The organism is Micromonospora sp. NPDC047527 (genome assembly GCF_040643015.1).
GTDB lineage: Bacteria > Actinomycetota > Actinomycetes > Mycobacteriales > Micromonosporaceae > Micromonospora.
Genome location: NZ_JBEYTK010000001.1, coordinates 1,872,655 through 1,889,396 on the forward strand (window position 1 = coordinate 1,872,655; position 16,742 = coordinate 1,889,396).

17 protein-coding genes and 3 pseudogenes are annotated in these 16,742 nt (G+C 69.3%); 13 read left to right on the top strand and 7 right to left on the bottom strand.

Features of this window, described 5'->3' with window-relative positions:
* Window positions 1-37 precede the first annotated feature (37 nt).
* The 3 genes from ABZ808_RS08270 to ABZ808_RS08280 are packed head-to-tail and all read left to right on the top strand — an operon-like array spanning window position 38 to window position 2,893.
* Complete coding sequence (locus ABZ808_RS08270; RefSeq protein WP_357002525.1) at window positions 38-1,498, top strand: NAD-dependent succinate-semialdehyde dehydrogenase; 1,461 nt, start codon at window positions 38-40, stop codon at window positions 1,496-1,498.
* Window positions 1,495-1,683 carry a hypothetical protein gene (locus ABZ808_RS08275; protein WP_357002527.1) on the top strand — a complete coding sequence of 63 codons (189 nt, stop codon included), beginning with the start codon at window positions 1,495-1,497 and terminating at the stop codon, window positions 1,681-1,683. Before ABZ808_RS08270 ends, ABZ808_RS08275 begins: the two co-directional genes overlap by 4 nt.
* Before the next feature lies 1 nt (window position 1,684).
* Window positions 1,685-2,893, top strand: coding sequence for an iron-containing alcohol dehydrogenase (locus ABZ808_RS08280; protein ID WP_357002529.1), 1,209 nt, complete (start codon window positions 1,685-1,687; stop codon window positions 2,891-2,893).
* A 102-nt stretch (window positions 2,894-2,995) separates the two neighbouring features.
* Here ABZ808_RS08280 and ABZ808_RS08285 read toward each other — a convergent pair.
* The 3 genes and pseudogenes from ABZ808_RS08285 to ABZ808_RS08295 form a co-directional block, all read right to left on the bottom strand.
* Window positions 2,996-3,193, bottom strand: a pseudogene (locus tag ABZ808_RS08285) (IS5/IS1182 family transposase); the annotation flags it as partial.
* A 96-nt stretch (window positions 3,194-3,289) separates the two neighbouring features.
* Window positions 3,290-4,054: an SDR family oxidoreductase gene (locus ABZ808_RS08290; RefSeq protein ID WP_357002531.1), complete on the bottom strand. Its 765-nt coding sequence runs from the start codon at window positions 4,052-4,054 to the stop codon at window positions 3,290-3,292.
* A gap of 82 nt (window positions 4,055-4,136) precedes the next feature.
* Window positions 4,137-5,111 (bottom strand): NADP-dependent oxidoreductase, encoded by a 975-nt coding sequence (locus ABZ808_RS08295; protein WP_357002533.1) that lies wholly within the window; start codon window positions 5,109-5,111, stop codon window positions 4,137-4,139.
* A gap of 199 nt (window positions 5,112-5,310) precedes the next feature.
* Between ABZ808_RS08295 and ABZ808_RS08300 the strand changes: the two genes are divergently transcribed.
* From ABZ808_RS08300 to ABZ808_RS08320, 5 genes are all read left to right on the top strand, one after another.
* Window positions 5,311-5,697: a helix-turn-helix domain-containing protein gene (locus ABZ808_RS08300; RefSeq protein WP_357002535.1), complete on the top strand. Its 387-nt coding sequence runs from the start codon at window positions 5,311-5,313 to the stop codon at window positions 5,695-5,697.
* Between the two features lie 30 nt (window positions 5,698-5,727).
* The gene (locus ABZ808_RS08305) at window positions 5,728-5,970 is read left to right on the top strand and encodes a hypothetical protein (RefSeq protein ID WP_357002537.1); all 243 of its coding nucleotides are present in this window, start codon (window positions 5,728-5,730) and stop codon (window positions 5,968-5,970) included.
* A 113-nt stretch (window positions 5,971-6,083) separates the two neighbouring features.
* Window positions 6,084-8,489 (top strand): nitrate reductase, encoded by a 2,406-nt coding sequence (locus ABZ808_RS08310; RefSeq protein ID WP_357002539.1) that lies wholly within the window; start codon window positions 6,084-6,086, stop codon window positions 8,487-8,489.
* The gene (locus ABZ808_RS08315) at window positions 8,489-8,947 is read left to right on the top strand and encodes a hypothetical protein (protein ID WP_357002541.1); all 459 of its coding nucleotides are present in this window, start codon (window positions 8,489-8,491) and stop codon (window positions 8,945-8,947) included. Before ABZ808_RS08310 ends, ABZ808_RS08315 begins: the two co-directional genes overlap by 1 nt.
* A gap of 47 nt (window positions 8,948-8,994) precedes the next feature.
* A complete protein-coding gene (locus tag ABZ808_RS08320) occupies window positions 8,995-9,498 on the top strand; it encodes an HPP family protein (protein ID WP_357002543.1) in 504 nt (167 codons plus the stop codon).
* 431 nt (window positions 9,499-9,929) lie between these two features.
* On the opposite strand, the gene ABZ808_RS08325 is transcribed toward ABZ808_RS08320, so the two are convergent.
* Window positions 9,930-10,253: a hypothetical protein gene (locus ABZ808_RS08325; RefSeq protein ID WP_357002545.1), complete on the bottom strand. Its 324-nt coding sequence runs from the start codon at window positions 10,251-10,253 to the stop codon at window positions 9,930-9,932.
* Between the two features lie 162 nt (window positions 10,254-10,415).
* On the opposite strand from ABZ808_RS08325, the pseudogene ABZ808_RS08330 reads away from it, so the two are divergent.
* Both ABZ808_RS08330 and ABZ808_RS08335 read left to right on the top strand, forming a co-directional pair.
* Window positions 10,416-10,565 (top strand): annotated as a pseudogene (locus ABZ808_RS08330) (IS5/IS1182 family transposase); the annotation flags it as partial.
* Between the two features lie 39 nt (window positions 10,566-10,604).
* Window positions 10,605-11,588, top strand: a complete 984-nt coding sequence (locus ABZ808_RS08335) for a S41 family peptidase (RefSeq protein WP_357002547.1) — start codon at window positions 10,605-10,607, stop codon at window positions 11,586-11,588.
* A gap of 426 nt (window positions 11,589-12,014) precedes the next feature.
* Here ABZ808_RS08335 and ABZ808_RS08340 read toward each other — a convergent pair whose 3' ends face one another.
* From ABZ808_RS08340 to ABZ808_RS08350, 3 genes are all read right to left on the bottom strand, one after another.
* Window positions 12,015-13,280 carry a PHB depolymerase family esterase gene (locus tag ABZ808_RS08340; protein ID WP_357002549.1) on the bottom strand — a complete coding sequence of 422 codons (1,266 nt, stop codon included), beginning with the start codon at window positions 13,278-13,280 and terminating at the stop codon, window positions 12,015-12,017.
* Between the two features lie 312 nt (window positions 13,281-13,592).
* Complete coding sequence (locus ABZ808_RS08345; protein WP_357002551.1) at window positions 13,593-14,096, bottom strand: anthrone oxygenase family protein; 504 nt, start codon at window positions 14,094-14,096, stop codon at window positions 13,593-13,595.
* Window positions 14,093-14,950, bottom strand: a complete 858-nt coding sequence (locus ABZ808_RS08350) for an NAD(P)H-binding protein (RefSeq protein WP_357002553.1) — start codon at window positions 14,948-14,950, stop codon at window positions 14,093-14,095. Before ABZ808_RS08350 ends, ABZ808_RS08345 begins: the two co-directional genes overlap by 4 nt.
* Window positions 14,951-15,053: 103 nt before the next feature.
* Here ABZ808_RS08350 and ABZ808_RS08355 point away from each other — a divergent pair, with 103 nt between their 5' ends.
* The 3 genes and pseudogenes from ABZ808_RS08355 to ABZ808_RS08365 all read left to right on the top strand — a co-directional run bounded on the left by ABZ808_RS08355 (window position 15,054) and on the right by ABZ808_RS08365 (window position 16,602).
* Window positions 15,054-16,013: an AraC family transcriptional regulator gene (locus tag ABZ808_RS08355; RefSeq protein WP_357002555.1), complete on the top strand. Its 960-nt coding sequence runs from the start codon at window positions 15,054-15,056 to the stop codon at window positions 16,011-16,013.
* Between the two features lie 132 nt (window positions 16,014-16,145).
* Window positions 16,146-16,277: pseudogene (locus tag ABZ808_RS08360) on the top strand (IS5/IS1182 family transposase); the annotation flags it as partial.
* Between the two features lie 91 nt (window positions 16,278-16,368).
* Window positions 16,369-16,602, top strand: a complete 234-nt coding sequence (locus ABZ808_RS08365; protein ID WP_357002557.1) for a hypothetical protein — start codon at window positions 16,369-16,371, stop codon at window positions 16,600-16,602.
* Window positions 16,603-16,742: the final 140 nt, after the last annotated feature.

A 16,742-nucleotide genomic window follows, 5' to 3' on the forward strand; every position in this document is an offset into this window, starting at 1 on the left:
ACCGGACATCACCACGTAGATCACAGGAGGCGACGCAATGAGTGACCCGACGACCGTCCTGGCCCCCGAGCACCGGCGGCTCCGGATCGGCGATGCCTGGCGCGACGCCGCAAGCGGAGCCACCTTTGCCGTCGAGGACCCGGCCACCGGCAAGACCATCGCCGAGGTGGCGGACGCCGACGTCGTTGACGGGCTCGCCGCTCTGGACGTGGCGAGCAGTGCAATGGCGGAGTGGGCGGCGACCCCACCGCGGAAACGGTCAGAGTTGTTGACCGCGACGTACCGGGCGCTGACCGAGCGATCCGAGGAGGTCGCCCGGCTGATAACGGTCGAGATGGGCAAGCCGCTCGCCGAGGCTCGGGCAGAGGTGGCCTACGGCGCCGAGTTCTTCCGGTGGTTCGCCGAGGAGGCAGTGCGCGTCGAGGGGCGCTACAGCACCGCTCCCACAGGTGGATACCGCATCCTCACCGTGCCGAAGCCAGTCGGACCGTGCGTCTTCGTGACGCCCTGGAACTTTCCGTTGGCCATGGGTGCCCGCAAGATCGCTCCTGCGTTGGCTGCGGGCTGCACGACGATCACCAAGCCGGCAGCCCAGACGCCACTCACCATGCTGTTCCTGGCCCGCATCATGGAGGAGGTCGGCGTTCCCCCGGGCGTCGTCAACGTGGTGACCACCAAGCGTGCCGGCGAGGTGGTGTCCGCACTGCTAGCCGACAGTCGGACCCGCAAGCTTTCGTTCACCGGGTCGACCGAGGTCGGGCGCGTGCTGCTACGACAGGCTGCGGACAACGTGCTGCGTACCTCCATGGAACTGGGCGGCAACGCGGCCTTGATCGTGTGTGCCGACGCCGACCTGGACGTCGCGGTCAACGGCGCCATGGTGGCCAAGATGCGCAACATCGGGGAGTCCTGCATCGCGGCCAACCGGATCTACGTCGAGGAGCCGGTACGCGAGGAGTTCACGGCGCGCTTCGCCGAGCGGATGGGCGCGCTCTCGGTGGGCCATGGTCTCGACGACGGCGTGGACGTCGGGGCGTTGATCGACGAGGATTCGGTCACCAAGATCGACGCGCTCGTCGCCGACGCGGTCGACCGCGGCGCCCGGGTCGTGGTGGGCGGCGAGCGTCCGGATGGGCCGGGCCACTTCTACCCGCCTACGGTCCTCGTCGACGTGCCCGACGACGCGCGGATGCTGAAGACGGAGATCTTCGGCCCAGTGGCGCCGATCATCTCGTTCACGTCCGACGACGAGGTGCTGGCGAAGGCCAACGACACCGAGCACGGCCTGGTCGGATACGTCTTCACCCGTGACCTCCAGCGGGCGCTCCGGTTCACCGAGGGGCTGGACACAGGGATGATCGGCGTCAACCGGGGCCTCATATCGGACCCGTCAGCTCCGTTCGGAGGCGTGAAGCAGTCCGGCATCGGCAAGGAGGGGTCGCACGAGGGCATCCGTGAGTACCTCGACCTCACCTACGCGGCGATCGACCTACCGTGACCGGCCTGCCGCCCCGGGCGTCCACCGAGGATCGCCGCGCCCTGTGCACACGTGACCTGACCGGCCTCAGCCCGGGAGACGCCCGCGCCACCCGGACGGCCAACCTCGCCGACGCCGTCCCAGTCCCGCAGGTGACCTGGACGTCCGCCCAGCACATCGCCGCCGACGTTCCGGAGAGGCACTGACATGCTTGAGACCGTCCGCGGACCACGCCAGTTGATAGTGGGCGAAGGTGTCGCGCAGAACATCCCACGGGTGGTGGCCGAGAGCGGTTCGCGGGTCCTCGTCGTGACCGACCGGGTTCTCCTGGGGCAGCCGGGCGTGGCCGAGATCGTGGCCGCCGTGCGGGAGAAGGTCGAGGCCGTCGAGGTGTTTTCCGACGCGACCCCGGACGTGCCACTCACCGATGTCGCACTGGCCGTCTCGGTCGCCGCCGAGGTGGACGCCGACGTCATCCTCGCCATCGGGGGTGGCACAGTGATCGACCTCGCCAAGATCGTCGGCGTCATCCGCCGCCACGGTGGGACGCCGCGCGACTTCTACGGCGAGTCCCGGGTGCCGGGGCCGACATTCCCTCTCATCGCGGTCCCGACGACGTCCGGAACCGGCTCGGAGCTCACGCCCGTCTCGGTGTTGACCGACCCGGACCGCGCGCTGAAGGTGGGGGTTTCCAGCGTCCACATCGTGCCTGACTTCGCCATCGTCGACCCCGAACTCACCTACACCTGCCCTGCGAACGTCACCGCCCACTCTGGCATCGACGCGTTCTGTCACGCGGTGGAGAGCTACACCGCGCGACCCCGGGCCCACGGACCGCGCGACCCGGTGGAGCAGGTCTTCCTCGGCCGCAACCCGATCACCGACCACTACGCGCTCCTGGCCGCGGAGCGGATCGCCCGTAGCTTGCGTCGTGCTGTCAGGGACGGAGGCGACACGGACGCCCGCGCGGACATGTCCTACGGGTCCGTGCTCGCCGGGCTCGCGTTCTCCCACGCGGGCAACGCGGCTCCGCACGCCCTCCAGTACCCCATCGGCGCAGCCACGCATACGCCGCACGGCCTGGGAGTCGGGCTGCTACTGCCCTACGCGCTGGACGCGGCCAGGGATGCCATCGGCGACCGGTTGGCCATCCTCGCCGGGGTGTGCGGGCTCGACGTGGCCGACGCCTCGGATACCGAGGCCGCAGACACCTTCCTCACCTGGCTCGACGAACTCCTTGCCGACATCGGCATCCCTCCTACCTTGGCGGACATCGGCGTGGCACGCGCCGACCTCCCCCGCTTCGCGGAAATGGCCAGTGGCGTCACCCGCTTGATCCAGAACCATCCAGGCCCGGCCGACACCGCCAGCCTGACCGCGATCCTCGAAGCGGCCTGGGCCGGGGACCGGACCTGACACGTCCTGACTCCGAACAGAGACAGTGACCGGCCTTCCACGTGACGACGAGTTCCCTCCCCCACCCTGGGTGTCGGGATGCTCGGCTACGCGATCGCGAGCGCCCTCAGACGGCTTGCGGTACGGCGTGATCACCTCGGGGTTGCCGCGGTAGCCGCCGCCGGTCATCACCGGCCGCCCGTGAAGCTTCTCCCGGATGCCAGAGCTGCGGTAAACGATGGTGTCGTTGCGGTTGCCCGGCTGCGGGTCGCCGACGGCGATGACCAGGCGGGTACTGGCGTCGATCGCAACCTGCAGGTTGACGCCCAAGCCGTCGCTGAGCGTTGAGGGGCGGAACCCGCCTCTCGGCGGGAGCCCAGGCGGCCTCGAGACTCGGACCGCCTGGGCTCGACGGGCTCAGGCGGCGGTCATGCCGCCGTCGATCGCCAGCGCCGCGCCGGTGATGAACTTGGCCTCGTCGCTGAGCAGGAACGCGACGAACGCTGCGATCTCCTCGGGCTGCGCGATCCGTCCGACCGGGTGCATGGCGCCTGCGGCCTTGATGGCCTCGTCCGGGTTGGGGCCCATCGCGCCGCGCAGCAGCGGGGTGTCGACCCCACCGGTTACGAGCGCGTTGACCCGGACCCCCGTCGCGGCCGTGTCGAGCGCGGCCGAGCGGGTGAGCCCGACGACGCCGTGCTTGGCGGCGCTGTAGGAGGCCATGCCGGGCGCGCCGGTGACGCCGAGGTTGGACGAGTTGTTGACGATCGAGCCGCCCCCGGACGCCTGGATCGCAGGGATCTCGTACTTCAGCCCGTAGAAGACGCTGTCGAGGTTGAGCGCCTGGTCGGCACGCCAGGCGTCTTCGTCGATGTCGGTGACCGGGGCGTACGCGGTGGCGGCGCCGACGTTGTTGAACGCGCCGTCGAGACGGCCGTAGTGGTCGACGGCTTGGCGGATCAGCTGCGCGACCTCGGCTGCGACCGTCACATCGGTCGGCGCGAACAGCGCGTCATGCCCGGCGGCGCGCAGCTGCGCGGCGAAGGCGTCTCCGGTGTCCTTGCCGCGGGCGGCCAGGACGACCTTGGCGCCCTCGGCGGTGACCCGCTCGGCGACGGCCCGGCCCATGCCGGAGGTGGCGCCGGTGATCAGGATGACTTTGTCGGTGAAGCGTGCGGGCACGGTTGTTCCTCCTTCGGATGTGTCTTTCGGTTGCGGCGAACTGTCACCAGACGGTGAGCTTCTGACAGAAGGTGAGTTCTTGTCAGAAGGTGAGTACGAACCGTCCGCGCACGCCGCCCGCCTCGAGCCGGCGGTGGGCGTCGGATGCCTGGTCTGCGGGCAGCACTTCGGCGATCCGGGGCGTGAGCACACCGGAGCCGGCCAGGCGGCGGATCTCGTCGAGCCTGTCGGTGCGTCCGTCGTATTCGGGCACGAACGGCGACAGCACCTTGATCCCGCGGGCGATGTCGGCGGGGTAGCCGCCGGGCTCCTCGGCCTGGCGGAACCGGATGAAGGTGCCGCCATCGCGGACGGCGTCGAGCAGCTGCGGCCCGACCAGCGCCGGGTCGGCGACCGCGTCCACGCCCCCGGGGTAGCGCGCCCGGATGCTGTCGACGACGTCGGGACCCCTCGGCACGACCTCGGTCGCGCCGAGCTCGCGGACGAGCTGCTCGTCGGCCGGGGCGGCGTCGGCGATCACGGTCAGGCCGGCGTGGGCGGCCAACTGGACCAGGTAGCCGCCGAGCGCTCCGGCGGCCCCGATCACGGCCAGGGTCGAGCCGGGCGGCAGCGCCAGCTGGTCGAAAGCCAGCAGCGCGGTCAGGCCGTTCATCGGCAGCGTCGCCGCGGCCTCGTGGCCGAACCCGTCCGGCGCGCGGACCACTGACGTGGCAGGCAGGACCGCGTACTGCACGTAACCGCCGCCGCGGTAGGCCACTGATCCGTCGTCGGCGGGCAGGAAGGGCAGCAGCATCGCCATCACCGGATCGCCGGTTCCAAGGCTGGTGTCGGTATCGGGGCCGATCTCGTCGACCACGCCCGCGACGTCCATTCCCGGCACGTACGGCGAGGGCACCCCGGCCAGCGCCCATTCCTGCGTGCCGTTGCGCATCAGCACGTCCGCCGGGTTCACAGCGGCAGCGCGCACCCGGATCCGGACCTGGCCAGGGCCGGCATGCGGTTCCGGGACGTCGACGACCCGCAGCACCTCGGGACCGCCGAACTCGCGTAGACCCACAGCTTTCATGATCTTCCCCCGTCTATCTGGCTCAATCTGTGTGGTTTCTGTCACGTACCTGGTACCGGACCCGTACCGTCCTTCGAGTGTGCGCAATACCGGCAAGTCCGACAAGAAGGCACTTCAAAGTGCCCTGGTATAGCCAGAGGTACCGACTGGACCCCAGGCCAGCACCCGGTATACGTCATATACTGGGTGCATGACGCACCCGACCACCTCTGCGAGCGAACAGGAACTGGTGCTCTGCGGTCAGGGCCGCGAACTGGTGCGCGACGTGCTGGAGCGCATCGGCGACAAATGGTCCGTCGTGGTCATCTGCCAACTGGGGCACTCCACGAAGCGCTTCAACGAGCTCCGCCGGCTCAGCGAGCCGATCACCCAACGCATGCTCAGCGCCACCCTGCGAAGCATGGAGCGCGACGGACTCGTCACCCGAACCCTGCACGACACCAAACCTCTGCGCGTCGACTACGCACTCACCCCGCGCGGCCTCAGCCTGCTTGCCGTCGCACGAGACCTCGCCCGTTGGGCGATCGACAACGCCGCCGGCATCCAGCAATCGCGGGAGGTCTTTGACGCCCCGTAGCCCGCGCGGCATGGGTGGTCGCGGCGCGGTTTGGCCGACCAGGACGATGCGCGCGAACCGTCCACTGATGCCACCAGCCTCGCGACGGTCATCCCTGTCCCCTACGAACCCGCCACCGGGGCAGTCGCTGAGGCCGTTGAGGACCGGCTCGAACCGCATGCCCTCGGCCATCACCGGCGCACCCCGGCCCAGATCGACGTGCGTGCCCGGGACGCGCCGGGTGCCCCGGCCGGGTTCGACGAGTTGCCTATCGCCTGGCTCGTCGCGCACTAGCGTTACTGCTCGACACATGTGCCGGGGCAAGCGTGAAGTAGCCGACCGCCAGCAGAAACTCTCAATCGTGAGATGTGCTGCCTGACGGCGGCTCGCCGATGGGGGGGCGCGAGATGACCGATCGCATCGCGGACATCTGGGGGGTCCGCACGCCGCATGCCCCGCAGCAGCCGTGGCCGGTTCGGGTCGACACGATGCTGGACGCGGGCGTCAGCGAGGCCACCGTGAGCTGGGTGCCGTCGGTATGCGTGCTGTGCAGCAACGGCTGCGGGTGCGAGATCGCGGTGGCCGACGGCCGGATGGTCGGTATCCGCGGCCGTGACGTGGACCGGGTCAACCACGGCCGCCTCGGGCCCAAGGGCCTCTACGGCTGGCAGGCCGCGAACTCCCCAGACCGGCTCACCCGGCCCCTGGTCCGCCGCGACGGCGTGTTGACCGAAAGCACCTGGGATGAGGCCATGGCTCTCATCACCGACACGTCGCGCCGCCTGCTGGCCGAAAGCGGCCCGCTGTCGCACGGCTTCTACAGCACCGGGCAGATGTTCATCGAGGAGTACTACACCCTTGGCGTGATCGGCAAGGCCGGGCTGGGCACCCCGCACATGGACGGCAACACCCGGCTGTGCACCGCCACCGCAGCGGCGGCGTTCAAGGAGAACTTCGGCAGCGACGGCCAACCCGGCAGCTACACCGACCTCGACGTCACCGACGCGATCTTCCTGTACGGCCACAACATGGCCGAGACACAGACCGTGCTGTGGGCCCGCATCCTCGACCGGCTGGCCGCCCCCAACCCGCCGGTCCTGGTCTGCGTCGACCCACGCCGCAGCAACGTCGCCGACGCCGCCGAAGTCCACCTGCCCATCCGCCCAGGCACGAACATGGCGCTGCTCAACGGCCTCATCCAGCAGCTGATCGAACTCGACGCCGTCGACCATGACTGGGTCGCGGCGCATACGATCGGCTACGACGACCTGGCTCGCACCGTTGCGGCCTATCCGCTGGACAAGGTCGCCGACATATGCGGCGTGCCCGCCGCCGACATTCGCCGCGCTGCGGAGATCTTCGCCACGGCCCCAAGTGTCATGTCGACCGTGCTGCAGGGCGTCTACCAATCGAATCAGGCCACCGCGTCAGCGTGCCAGGTCAACAACCTGCACCTGCTGCGCGGCCTGATCGGCCGACCCGGCAGCGGGTTGCTGCAGATGAACGGCCAGCCCACCGCGCAGAACAACCGCGAGACCGGCGCCGGCGGAGACCTGCCCGGCTTCCGCAACTGGGACAACCCCGAGCACATCGAGCAGCTGGCGCGGCTGTGGAACGTCGACCCGCTGAAGATCCCACACTGGGCCGAGTCCACCCACGCCATGCAGATCTTCCGCTACGCCGAGCAGGGCTCCATCCGGCTGCTGTGGATCGTCGGCACCAACCCCGCGGTCAGCATGCCCGACCTGGCCCGCATCCGGCGCATCCTGGCCGACGAGCGGCTGTTCGTGATCGTGCAGGACTGCTTCCCGACCGAGACCACCGCGCTGGCCGACGTCGTGCTGCCCGCCGCGATGTGGGGCGAGAGGACCGGCACCTGCACCAACGTCGACCGCACCGTGCACCTGAGTGACAAGGCCGTCGACCCGCCCGGTCAGGCCCGCTCCGACCTCGACATCTTCTGCGACTACGCCAAGCGCATGGACCTGCGTGACCGCGACGGCAACCCGCTGATCGGCTGGCACGACGCGGAGGGCGCATTCGCGGCCTGGCGCGAGTGCACCCGCGGCCGGCCCTGCGACTACACCGGTATCAGCTACGAGCAGCTGCGCGGCGGCGGCGTGCAGTGGCCCTGCAACGACGCCCACCCCGACGGCACCGAACGCCTCTACACCGACGGCGTGTTCCCGACCGCCGCCGATGAGTGCGAGACCTACGGCCATGACCTGCTCACCGGCGCGGGGGTCAGCCCACAGCAGTACGCACTGCTCGACCCGGCCGGTCGCGCGATCCTGAAGACGGCCCACTACCAGCCCGTCGATCCCACCAGCGGCGACTATCCGCTGGCCCTGACCACCGGACGCACCGTTTACCACTTCCACACCCGCACCAAGACCGGCCGCGCCCGGCAGCTCAACGACGCCGCGCCCGGGCCCTGGATCGAGGTCAGCACCGCCGACGCGACACAGCTGGGGCTTGCCGAAGGAGACCTGGCACTGGTGGAGACCGAAAACGGCGCAGTACGCCTGCCCGTGCGCGTCGGCCGCGGTCGACCCGGCACGGTGTTCATCCCGTTCCACTACGGCACCTGGGACGACTCCGACGAGCTACCACGCGCCGCCAACGAGCTCACCGACACCGTTTGGGACCCGGTGTCCAAACAGCCCCAGTTCAAGCTCGCCGCCGCCCGCATCACCCGCCTCGGCCCCGGCGCCCAGCCGACACCCGCACCGGCGAACACCGCCTCGGCCCCGGCGAAACCGGAGCCCTCCCTGGCCGCCGGCGCAGGCGGGCCGCGCAACGGTGGTGCGTGATGCATCTGGCGACCTACGTCGGGCTGCTGCACGGCGGCGAGGGCACCCTCGCCGACGCCTACGACATGATCCGCGCCGGGCACGCCGAGGAGAAGGAGGTCGCCCGCACCTGCCGCCTGCTCGCGGCCCAGTGCCGCGAACACGTCGCCATGCTCGCCCCGATCGTCGAACGCTACGGCGAGCACCACGAAACCGCACCGGAGCGCCTGCACGCGGACACCCTGCCCAGCACCCGCACCGGCGGTGTCGGACTGCTGCGCGACCTGCAGGACCTGCTGCTGCTGGCGACCCTGGTCGACTGCACGTGGACCGCCGTGTACCAGGCCGCGCAGGCGTTACGCGACCACGGCCTGATCGCCGCGGTCCGCAGCTGCCAGCCCGAGACGAAGATCCAGCTGGCGTGGTTGACCACCCAGCTGAAGGCCGCTGCACCGCAGGCGCTGCTGGTGGCGAAGTGACCCATGCGGGCAGCGGTGACGGTGCGCAGCCCACGAGCAGGGGCAAGGTGGGCACCGAGACGGGCAAGGCGTTCTCCGGCAGCGTCGTGGCAATAGCGGTCGCTGGCACCGCCGCACTTGTGACGCAGCAACCGTGGCTGTTCCCCAGCCTCGGACCGACGGTCATGCTGCACGTCGAACAGCCGCGCGTGCCGCAGTCCACACCCCGCAGTACCTTCTATGGCCACGGCATCGCCCTGCTCGTCGGCTATGCGGCCCTGGTCGTCTTCGGGCTGACAGATGAGCCGTCGGCGCTGCAGGCCGGCGTCAGCGTCCCCCGGATCGCCGCAGCCGCCGGGTCGCTCGGCCTGACCGCAGCGTTACTGGTGCCACTGCGGGCGACACACCCGCCCGCAGGCGCCACCACGCTCATCGTGAGTCTCGGTCTGCTGCACACTCCGTCCGAGCTGCTCGTGGCGTTCGCCGCCGTGGTGCTGGTAACCGTGGTGGACGGCCTGTTCTGCCGCGTCACCGGACTCCCCATGCCGCTGTGGCGTGTCAAAGACCGATGACCGAATACCGTCGCCGGGACCATCCGATCCGCTGACCAGCGCTACAGCATGGCACTCCGCGACATTCTTCGCGGCACTGCGCATACGTTCACGTACCGGCTACCGTGACCGCGGCGTCATTGCCATGCAGCCCTCAGGGGGACGAGTCACCGCTCGCGAGTGTCCTGACAGCACCTTCGGGGGTAAACGGGGGGGGCGGCGTCGGACCGTTCACGCCCCACCGCACCCCACCACTGCGCACTCCGGCGCACAAACGAGGGCCGACCCTCACCTCAGCGACGCCGGCACCGACGGCTCACCATCCAACACGGCCAAAACCTACGAGCCCACCGCCGATCGACCTCTACAACCGGAGCCGCCCGGCACTCGTCTGCGACTCACGCCCGTCGCCACCGCTGCGGTCGCCGCGCGATGCGGCGGGCGCACCGAATTCACGGGGTCGTCGAGCTCGCCGAGGTCAGGTCTCGTTCGAATTCCACGAGGAGGTCCGCCGGCGCCTCCAGGAACGCGTGGTGGCCGCCGTCGATCAGGACGAGCCGGTAGTCGTCGGCAACGTCCTTCCAGCCGGCCATCGTCGTCACCGGGATCTCGTGATCGTCGCCCCAGCCGATCGCCGTCACCCCGCACGGCAGCGTCGGCGCATGGTCGAACCGGTACTGCCGGTTGGCCTCCAGATCGGCTGCCAAGAGGCCCAGCCCGAGCATCCAGGCCCTCGAAGCCGACATCCGATCCTGGATCGCCAACTGGAACAGCAACCCCCGACCGTTCATCTGGACCAAGACCGCCGAAGAGATCCTCGAATCACTCGCCCGATTTTGTAGGCGAACTTCCGGCGCGGCACACTAGAAGGTCGCGGCCATCGGTTCGTTCCGAGCCGATCAGGGGTGCTCTACAAGATCCGGGGCGGTTCAACCCGACGCTGGGTCGTGGAGCAAACCATCGCTCTGCTTCACTGGTTCCGCCGCCTGCGGACCCGTTGGGAGATCCGTGACGACCTCCACGAAGCGTTCCTCACCCTTGCCTGCGCCATTGTCTGCTGGCGCCGGCTGCAGCGCTCAAAGAGTTAGGAGTGCCGAATAGCGCCTGCGCCCGGCCATCATGGCGGGTTGCCGGCGGGCGGGGCGGCTGCGGCCACGCCTTGTGCCACCCGGGCCTGCGCGAAATTCGGTGGTCGTGAGGCTGTTTGCGGCCTACCGTGGCCCGCCGTGCTCTCAAACGAACAGATCATCGAACAGGCCCTGGATCGGATCGAGGCAGGGTACGTCTTTCCTGCGAAGGTCGAGGACATCGACGCCGCGATCCGGCGTCGTCTCGCAGCAGGCGAGTACGACGACCTGGACGGGCCGGTGCTCTGCGAGACGGTGACCGCCCACCTTCAGGAGGTGTGCCCGGACAAGCATCTGCGGCTGCTGTGGTCGGACCAGCCGCAGTCGCTGGATCCAGCGGACGAAGACGGAGGGCGGGCGGCGTTCCTCGCGCTGCTCAGGACAGAAAACCAGGGAATCCGCCGTGTCGAGCACCTGGACGGAAACGTCGGGCTCATCGACGTGCGGCGCATCGCGTACGCCGACGAAGGCGCCGTCGCGATCGGCGCGGCCATGCAACTGGTCGCCCTCAGCTCCGCCCTCATCCTGGACTTGCGGGCATGCGCCGGCGGCGCACCGGAGGGAGCCGCGATGTGGTGCAGCTACTTCTTCCCCGACGATCAGGTGCACCTCAACGACTTCTACGAGCGGTCCACCGGCGCCACACGCCAGTTCTGGACGACCGCGCACCTTCCCGCGCCGCGCTATGCGGACCGCCCGGTCTATGTGCTCACCAGCGCGATGACGTTCTCCGGGGGCGAGGACGTGGCATACACCCTTCAGGCGCACGGCCGAACCGTCGTCGTCGGTGAGACGACACGTGGCGGCGCGCATCCGACGGCCCGCCACGCGGTCACCGAACACATCCTCGTGACCGTGCCGACCGCCCGTTCCATCAACAGCGTCACCGGCACCAACTGGGAAGGCGTTGGAGTGGTCCCCGATGTACCCGTACCGGCAGACCAGGCACTCGACACGGCTCTCAAGGCCATCTCGGGCGCATAGGCGCGGCTGCGTCGGCGGCCGTTCGCTCGAACGCGGGGCTCGGGGCGACCCGAGGACTGTCACCCAACAACGTCCGCCGTCAGTGGCGAGAGGCCGCGCCGACATCGACCTCGCCTGGGTCAATCCCCACACCTCCCGCACGACCGTGGCCACCCTCATCCCACGGCGCTAACGCGTCCCCCCGTTCCCGCTATAGGGCACGCCGCCGCCGGATGAGGCGCTGCTGCGTCGGGTCCGTGGCCAGTTTCACGATCACGGGTTGACGGTGTACTGACCGCTTACTGGCCTGGTCTGGCCGGGACGGGAGGCGACAGGAACCGCATGCTCTTCTCCCGTCGGGCACACGCACCCCTACCGCGTCGCGCCGATCTCGTACGAGAATCCCAGCACGAGGTGGAGACCTAAGCTGGTACCGCAGGCGGCGGATTATCGATGACGGCGGGCCATCCACTGCCAGACGTGGGTGCCGTTGCGGCTCGTCTCGTTGCGGGCCACGTAGATCCAGGACCAGTGACCGGGGAACTGGTAGCCGTTCCATACGACGTGGTCGTACAGGGTGATCAGTGATCCCGGGATGAGGTCGTGGGCGTGGATCGTGTTGGTCTCGGGTGGCACGGTGTCGTCGTCGCGTGAGGTGACCAGCCAGGTCGGAGTATGGATCTTCGTCAGCTCCGCGTCGGTGATCAGGGGCGGGCCCTCCCCGCCGAGCGGCTCGATAACGCCGCAGATCGGTACCGACGCGGCGAACAGGTCGGGATAGGCAACGGTCATCTCCAGGGACATGTAGCCGCCGTTGCTGCAACCGGCCACGTAGATCCGGTCGGGGTCGACACGCTTGCGGCGTACGAGGTCCTGGACGATTTCGCGGATCAGCGGGGCGAACCGGGGGCCGTCCTCCATCCAGTAGGAGGTGCTCTGCGGAGCGACGACGTACGCGTCGGAGAAGATCCGTTGAGCCTGCGGGGTGGCGAAGCCAAGCGCGCCGCGGTTGGCGCGCAGCGTGGTCTCGTTGTCGTAGTAGTCGTCGGGCAGGGAGGCGCCCTCGCCGCCGCCGTGCAGCCAGAGGATCAGCGGCAGCCGACCGTGGCGGGGCGAACGCTCCGGGGAGTACAACCGGTACTTCAGGCCCGAGCCCGAGACGTGGTGGCTGAAGGCATCCACCTCGGGGTTCGACAGCCGCCCCTGCACGAAGCGCGTGATGGTGACCGGCGAGCCGTGACGCCGGACGAGCGGGGTGTTCTGCCTGATGGTGTAGACGAGGTCCAGCCGGACGTTGCGGCCCCTGCTCACGATGTAGCCGAGGGTGCCACCGCCTGGTTGACCTTCGGCGTGGCTCAGCTCCAGCACGATGTTTCCGTGCCGGTCGAGCCGGGCCGCGGTCACCGTGCGGTCCAGGTCGTACTCGCTGAAGATCAGATCGCCGGGAGCGATCGGGATCGGGCTGGTGGCCTTGGCATGCACGGTGAACGTGTCGGAGGTGAGCCCGGCGGCGTCGATCGGCCCCAGCCGGCCGGTGTGGAGAGTGACCGAGGTGACCTGCTCACCACCGTCGAGCGTTGTCGCGTCGAGGGTGAAGCTCACGCTTGTGGGGTGGTGGCCACCGGCATGGGCGGCGGGGCCGGGCAGCGCTAGGCCGATGGCGGCACCGGCGCCACCGGCCAGGACGGTGCGGCGAGTGACAGACGTTGACATGCGGGCCCCCGGGCACCTTGTGATGTAGACGTTCGTCGATGATTTTCAACCTAGTGTTGCCGAGATCCGCTGGCAACCGGTGCCGCCACGGGAGATCAGGGCGCCCAAGGCGCCCTGCCCTGATCGCCGTCGCCGCGTTCATTCCGTTCCAGCGGCTACCGATCAACAGCGAAGTCGCCAGGCGCTGGCCTCGGACGACGGCCTCCAGGGCGAACTGCCGAGGGCGGCTGACGGAACTCCCAGAGCGGGGACGACGTTGGGCATCGCCTTGATCGACGGGCCGCGCCGGATCGCACCCGCCGGACGGCGACGTCATCGGGACGTGCCCGAGAGGTAGACCCCGAGACCAGCCAGCAACAGGCTGATCAGGCTGGCACCGGCGCGTACGGAGTTCCACCACGTCCAGGCGGACGAGTAGGAAGCCCACACCCGGACCGCCTCCGCAGGATCGGTCGGCACGCCTGCGGTGTCGAGCGTCTCGTTCATCGGCACGTTGACGACCACCGTCGGGATGAACGCGCCCACCAGGTACACCCCCGCGGCCACCAGGAACAGGACACCCGCCGACCGCTTCCCGAGGATCAGCAGGAACACACCGGTCGCCGTGGCGGCGACGAGCGGGCCGAAGAACGTGACAAAGAACAGCGGATTCTGGATCCTCTGGTTGATGCTCGTCATGGCCCGGATCGCGGTGCCAGCGTCGGCGGCGTTCAGACCGGGCATCACCGCCACCGAAAAGGCGTAGTAGACACCGGTGATCGCACCCGTCACCACCAGGGTCACCGCCGCCGACCAGGCAGCCAGGGTGGCGTTCATGCCCAGTCTCCACCGGGTGACGTGTCCCATGCACCAGCGGCGGCGGCGTCCCGGGCATAGTCGGTGAAGTCGCGCGGCCTGCGGCCCAGCGCCCGTTGCACACCATCGGCGAGCTGTGCATTGCGGCCGTCCAACACCTTGCCGAACAGCTCGGTCAGCACCGCCGTGAGCTCCGCCGGCACGTCGTACCCGGCCATCACGGTGGCGTACTCCTCGGGCGATACCGACCGGTAGCGGATCTCCCGCCCGAGCGCGTTGCCGATCTCCGAGGTCGCCTCGGCGAAGGTGAGAAGCCGCGGGCCGGTCACCTCGTAAAGCTGCCCCGCGTGCCCGTCGTCGGTCAGCGCAGCGACCACGATGTCGGCGATGTCGAGGGCGTCGACGAACGGCTCCGGCACGTTCCCGGCCGGGAGGGTGACCTCGCCGCCGCGTATCCAATCGGTCAGGAAGTCCTCGCTGAAGTTCTGGCTGAACCAGCTCGCCCGCACGATCGTCCAGTCCACTCCGGAGTCCTGGACCACCCGCTCGCTGAGTTTGGCCTCCTCCTCACCCCGGCCGGAAAGCAGAACCAACCGTTCGATCCCGCCGGACACCGCCTGTTCGGTGAACGAGCGGATCCTCGCGAGGGCGTCCGGCGCGACCAGATCCGGGTAGTACACCAGGTAGACCGACGAAACCCCGTCCAGTACGGGTGCCCAGGTGCGCTGGTCGGTCCAGTCGAACGGCGGCTCGCCGGAGCGGGAGCCGACCCGTACCGGCCGGTCGAGTTTGGCGAGCCGGTCCACCACCCGGCGGCCGGTCTTGCCGGTGCCGCCCAGTACGAGGATTGGCTGCTCATCAACGGTCTTCGTCATGCCAACCAGTCAAGTCGAGGGCGAGCGCACCGGGAATGGGCGAGACTCTCGATCGCATGTCCCGGCGTCTCGACCGCCCACGTCACAGGGCTAACCTGAGCGCATGGATGCGCTCGCGGGGCTGCTGGACGGGCCGAGGGCGCGCGGCGCGTTCCTGATGCGGTCGGTGTTCGACCCGCCCTGGTCGGTACGGATCCAGGATCGCGCGCCCCTCACCCTGGTCACCATGCTGCGCGGCACGGCGTGGGTGGTGCCGGATCAGGGTGCTCCGGTGCCGCTACGCCCCGGCGATGTCGCGATCATCCGTGGCCCGGAGCCGTACACGATCGCCGACGACCCGGCCACGGCGCCGCAGGCAGTGATCCATCCCGGTGAGCACAGCACCACGCCCACCGGGGACGAGTTGTGCGAAGTGATGGACCTGGGTATCCGGACTTGGGGCGAACGCGCTGACGGGATGGCGGTGCTGCTCAGTGGCACGTACCAGTTGCAGGGCGAGGTCAGCCAACGGCTGCTGAGGGTCCTGCCCCATCTCCTGGTGCTGCCGGCCGGAGCACTGGACAGCCCGCTCATCCCGTTGCTCGGCGACGAGATGACCAAGGACGAGCCGGGGCAAGATGTGGTCCTGGACCGGCTGCTCGACCTACTGCTCATCGCCGTACTTCGGGCCTGGTTCTCCCGGCCGGAGGCGGCGGCGCCCGCCTGGTACCGAGCGCACGGCGATCCGGTGGTCGGCAGGGCGTTGCGACTGCTGCATGACCACCCGGCAAAGCCCTGGACGGTGGCCACCCTCGCGGCCGGCACCGGTATCTCGCGGGCGGTGCTGGCCCGCCGGTTCACCGAACTGGTCGGCGAGCCTCCGATGGCGTACCTCACCAACTGGCGGCTCGCGCTGGCCGCCGACCTGTTGCGCGATCCAGACGCCACCGTCGGCGCGGTGGCCCGCCAGGTCGGCTACGGCAGCTCATTCGCACTCAGCGCGGCCTTCAAACGGGTACGCGGTCTCAGCCCGGCCGAACACCGGCAGGCCATCGGGTCGCCTGACCTCACCTCAGTGGGATGACCGTGTCGAGGCTGACCGTGGGCATCCGTTCCTCATCGTGGACTGAGCCTTTCCAGGCTGATCTTGCAGCTCAGGGTGGGTGCGGCGGGCCCGGTGATCGATGGGTGCGAGGCTCCAGGTAGGACAGCTGTCGACCGCGCGATCGCCACCCTCAAGACCTGGAAAATCCTGGTCAAGCTGCCCTGCTGCCCACGGCGAGCAACCGCGATCGTGCAGGCCATCCTCGTTCCGCACCACGTCGAAGCCAACCGCTACGCAGGATGAAAATGGCTGTGAGAGTTGTCGTTGGCTGGCCTGGACGCGGATCCGCTGCGACGAGTGCCGTTTGCGGGCCGCGCCGTGCGCGGTCATCGAGATGCCGAATCGGCCGGGACATCTGCGTCCACTGATCCTGCGGAACGCCTGGTCCCCGGATCGCGCTGACGATGGAGGTCACCGACTGGTGCTCGGCGAGCTGAGCACTTGCAGCGCCCACGCCAACGCCTACGTCACGAAGCCCATCGACGTGGACGCGTTCGAGCGCATGGTCAGCGAGATCCACCGGTTCTACAGCAAGATCGCCGCGTTGCCGCTGCCCAGGGCGGCGTGACTCTGGGGCAGCAGCGACGCGCAGGCGGGGTCCCGATTACTTACAACCTCACCCAGATGCAGGGGTGACGCCACAGCCACCGCGCAGCGGCCAGTTGGCCGACGCGGCCGGCGTGAACCGTCAGGCGCTGCGGTACTACG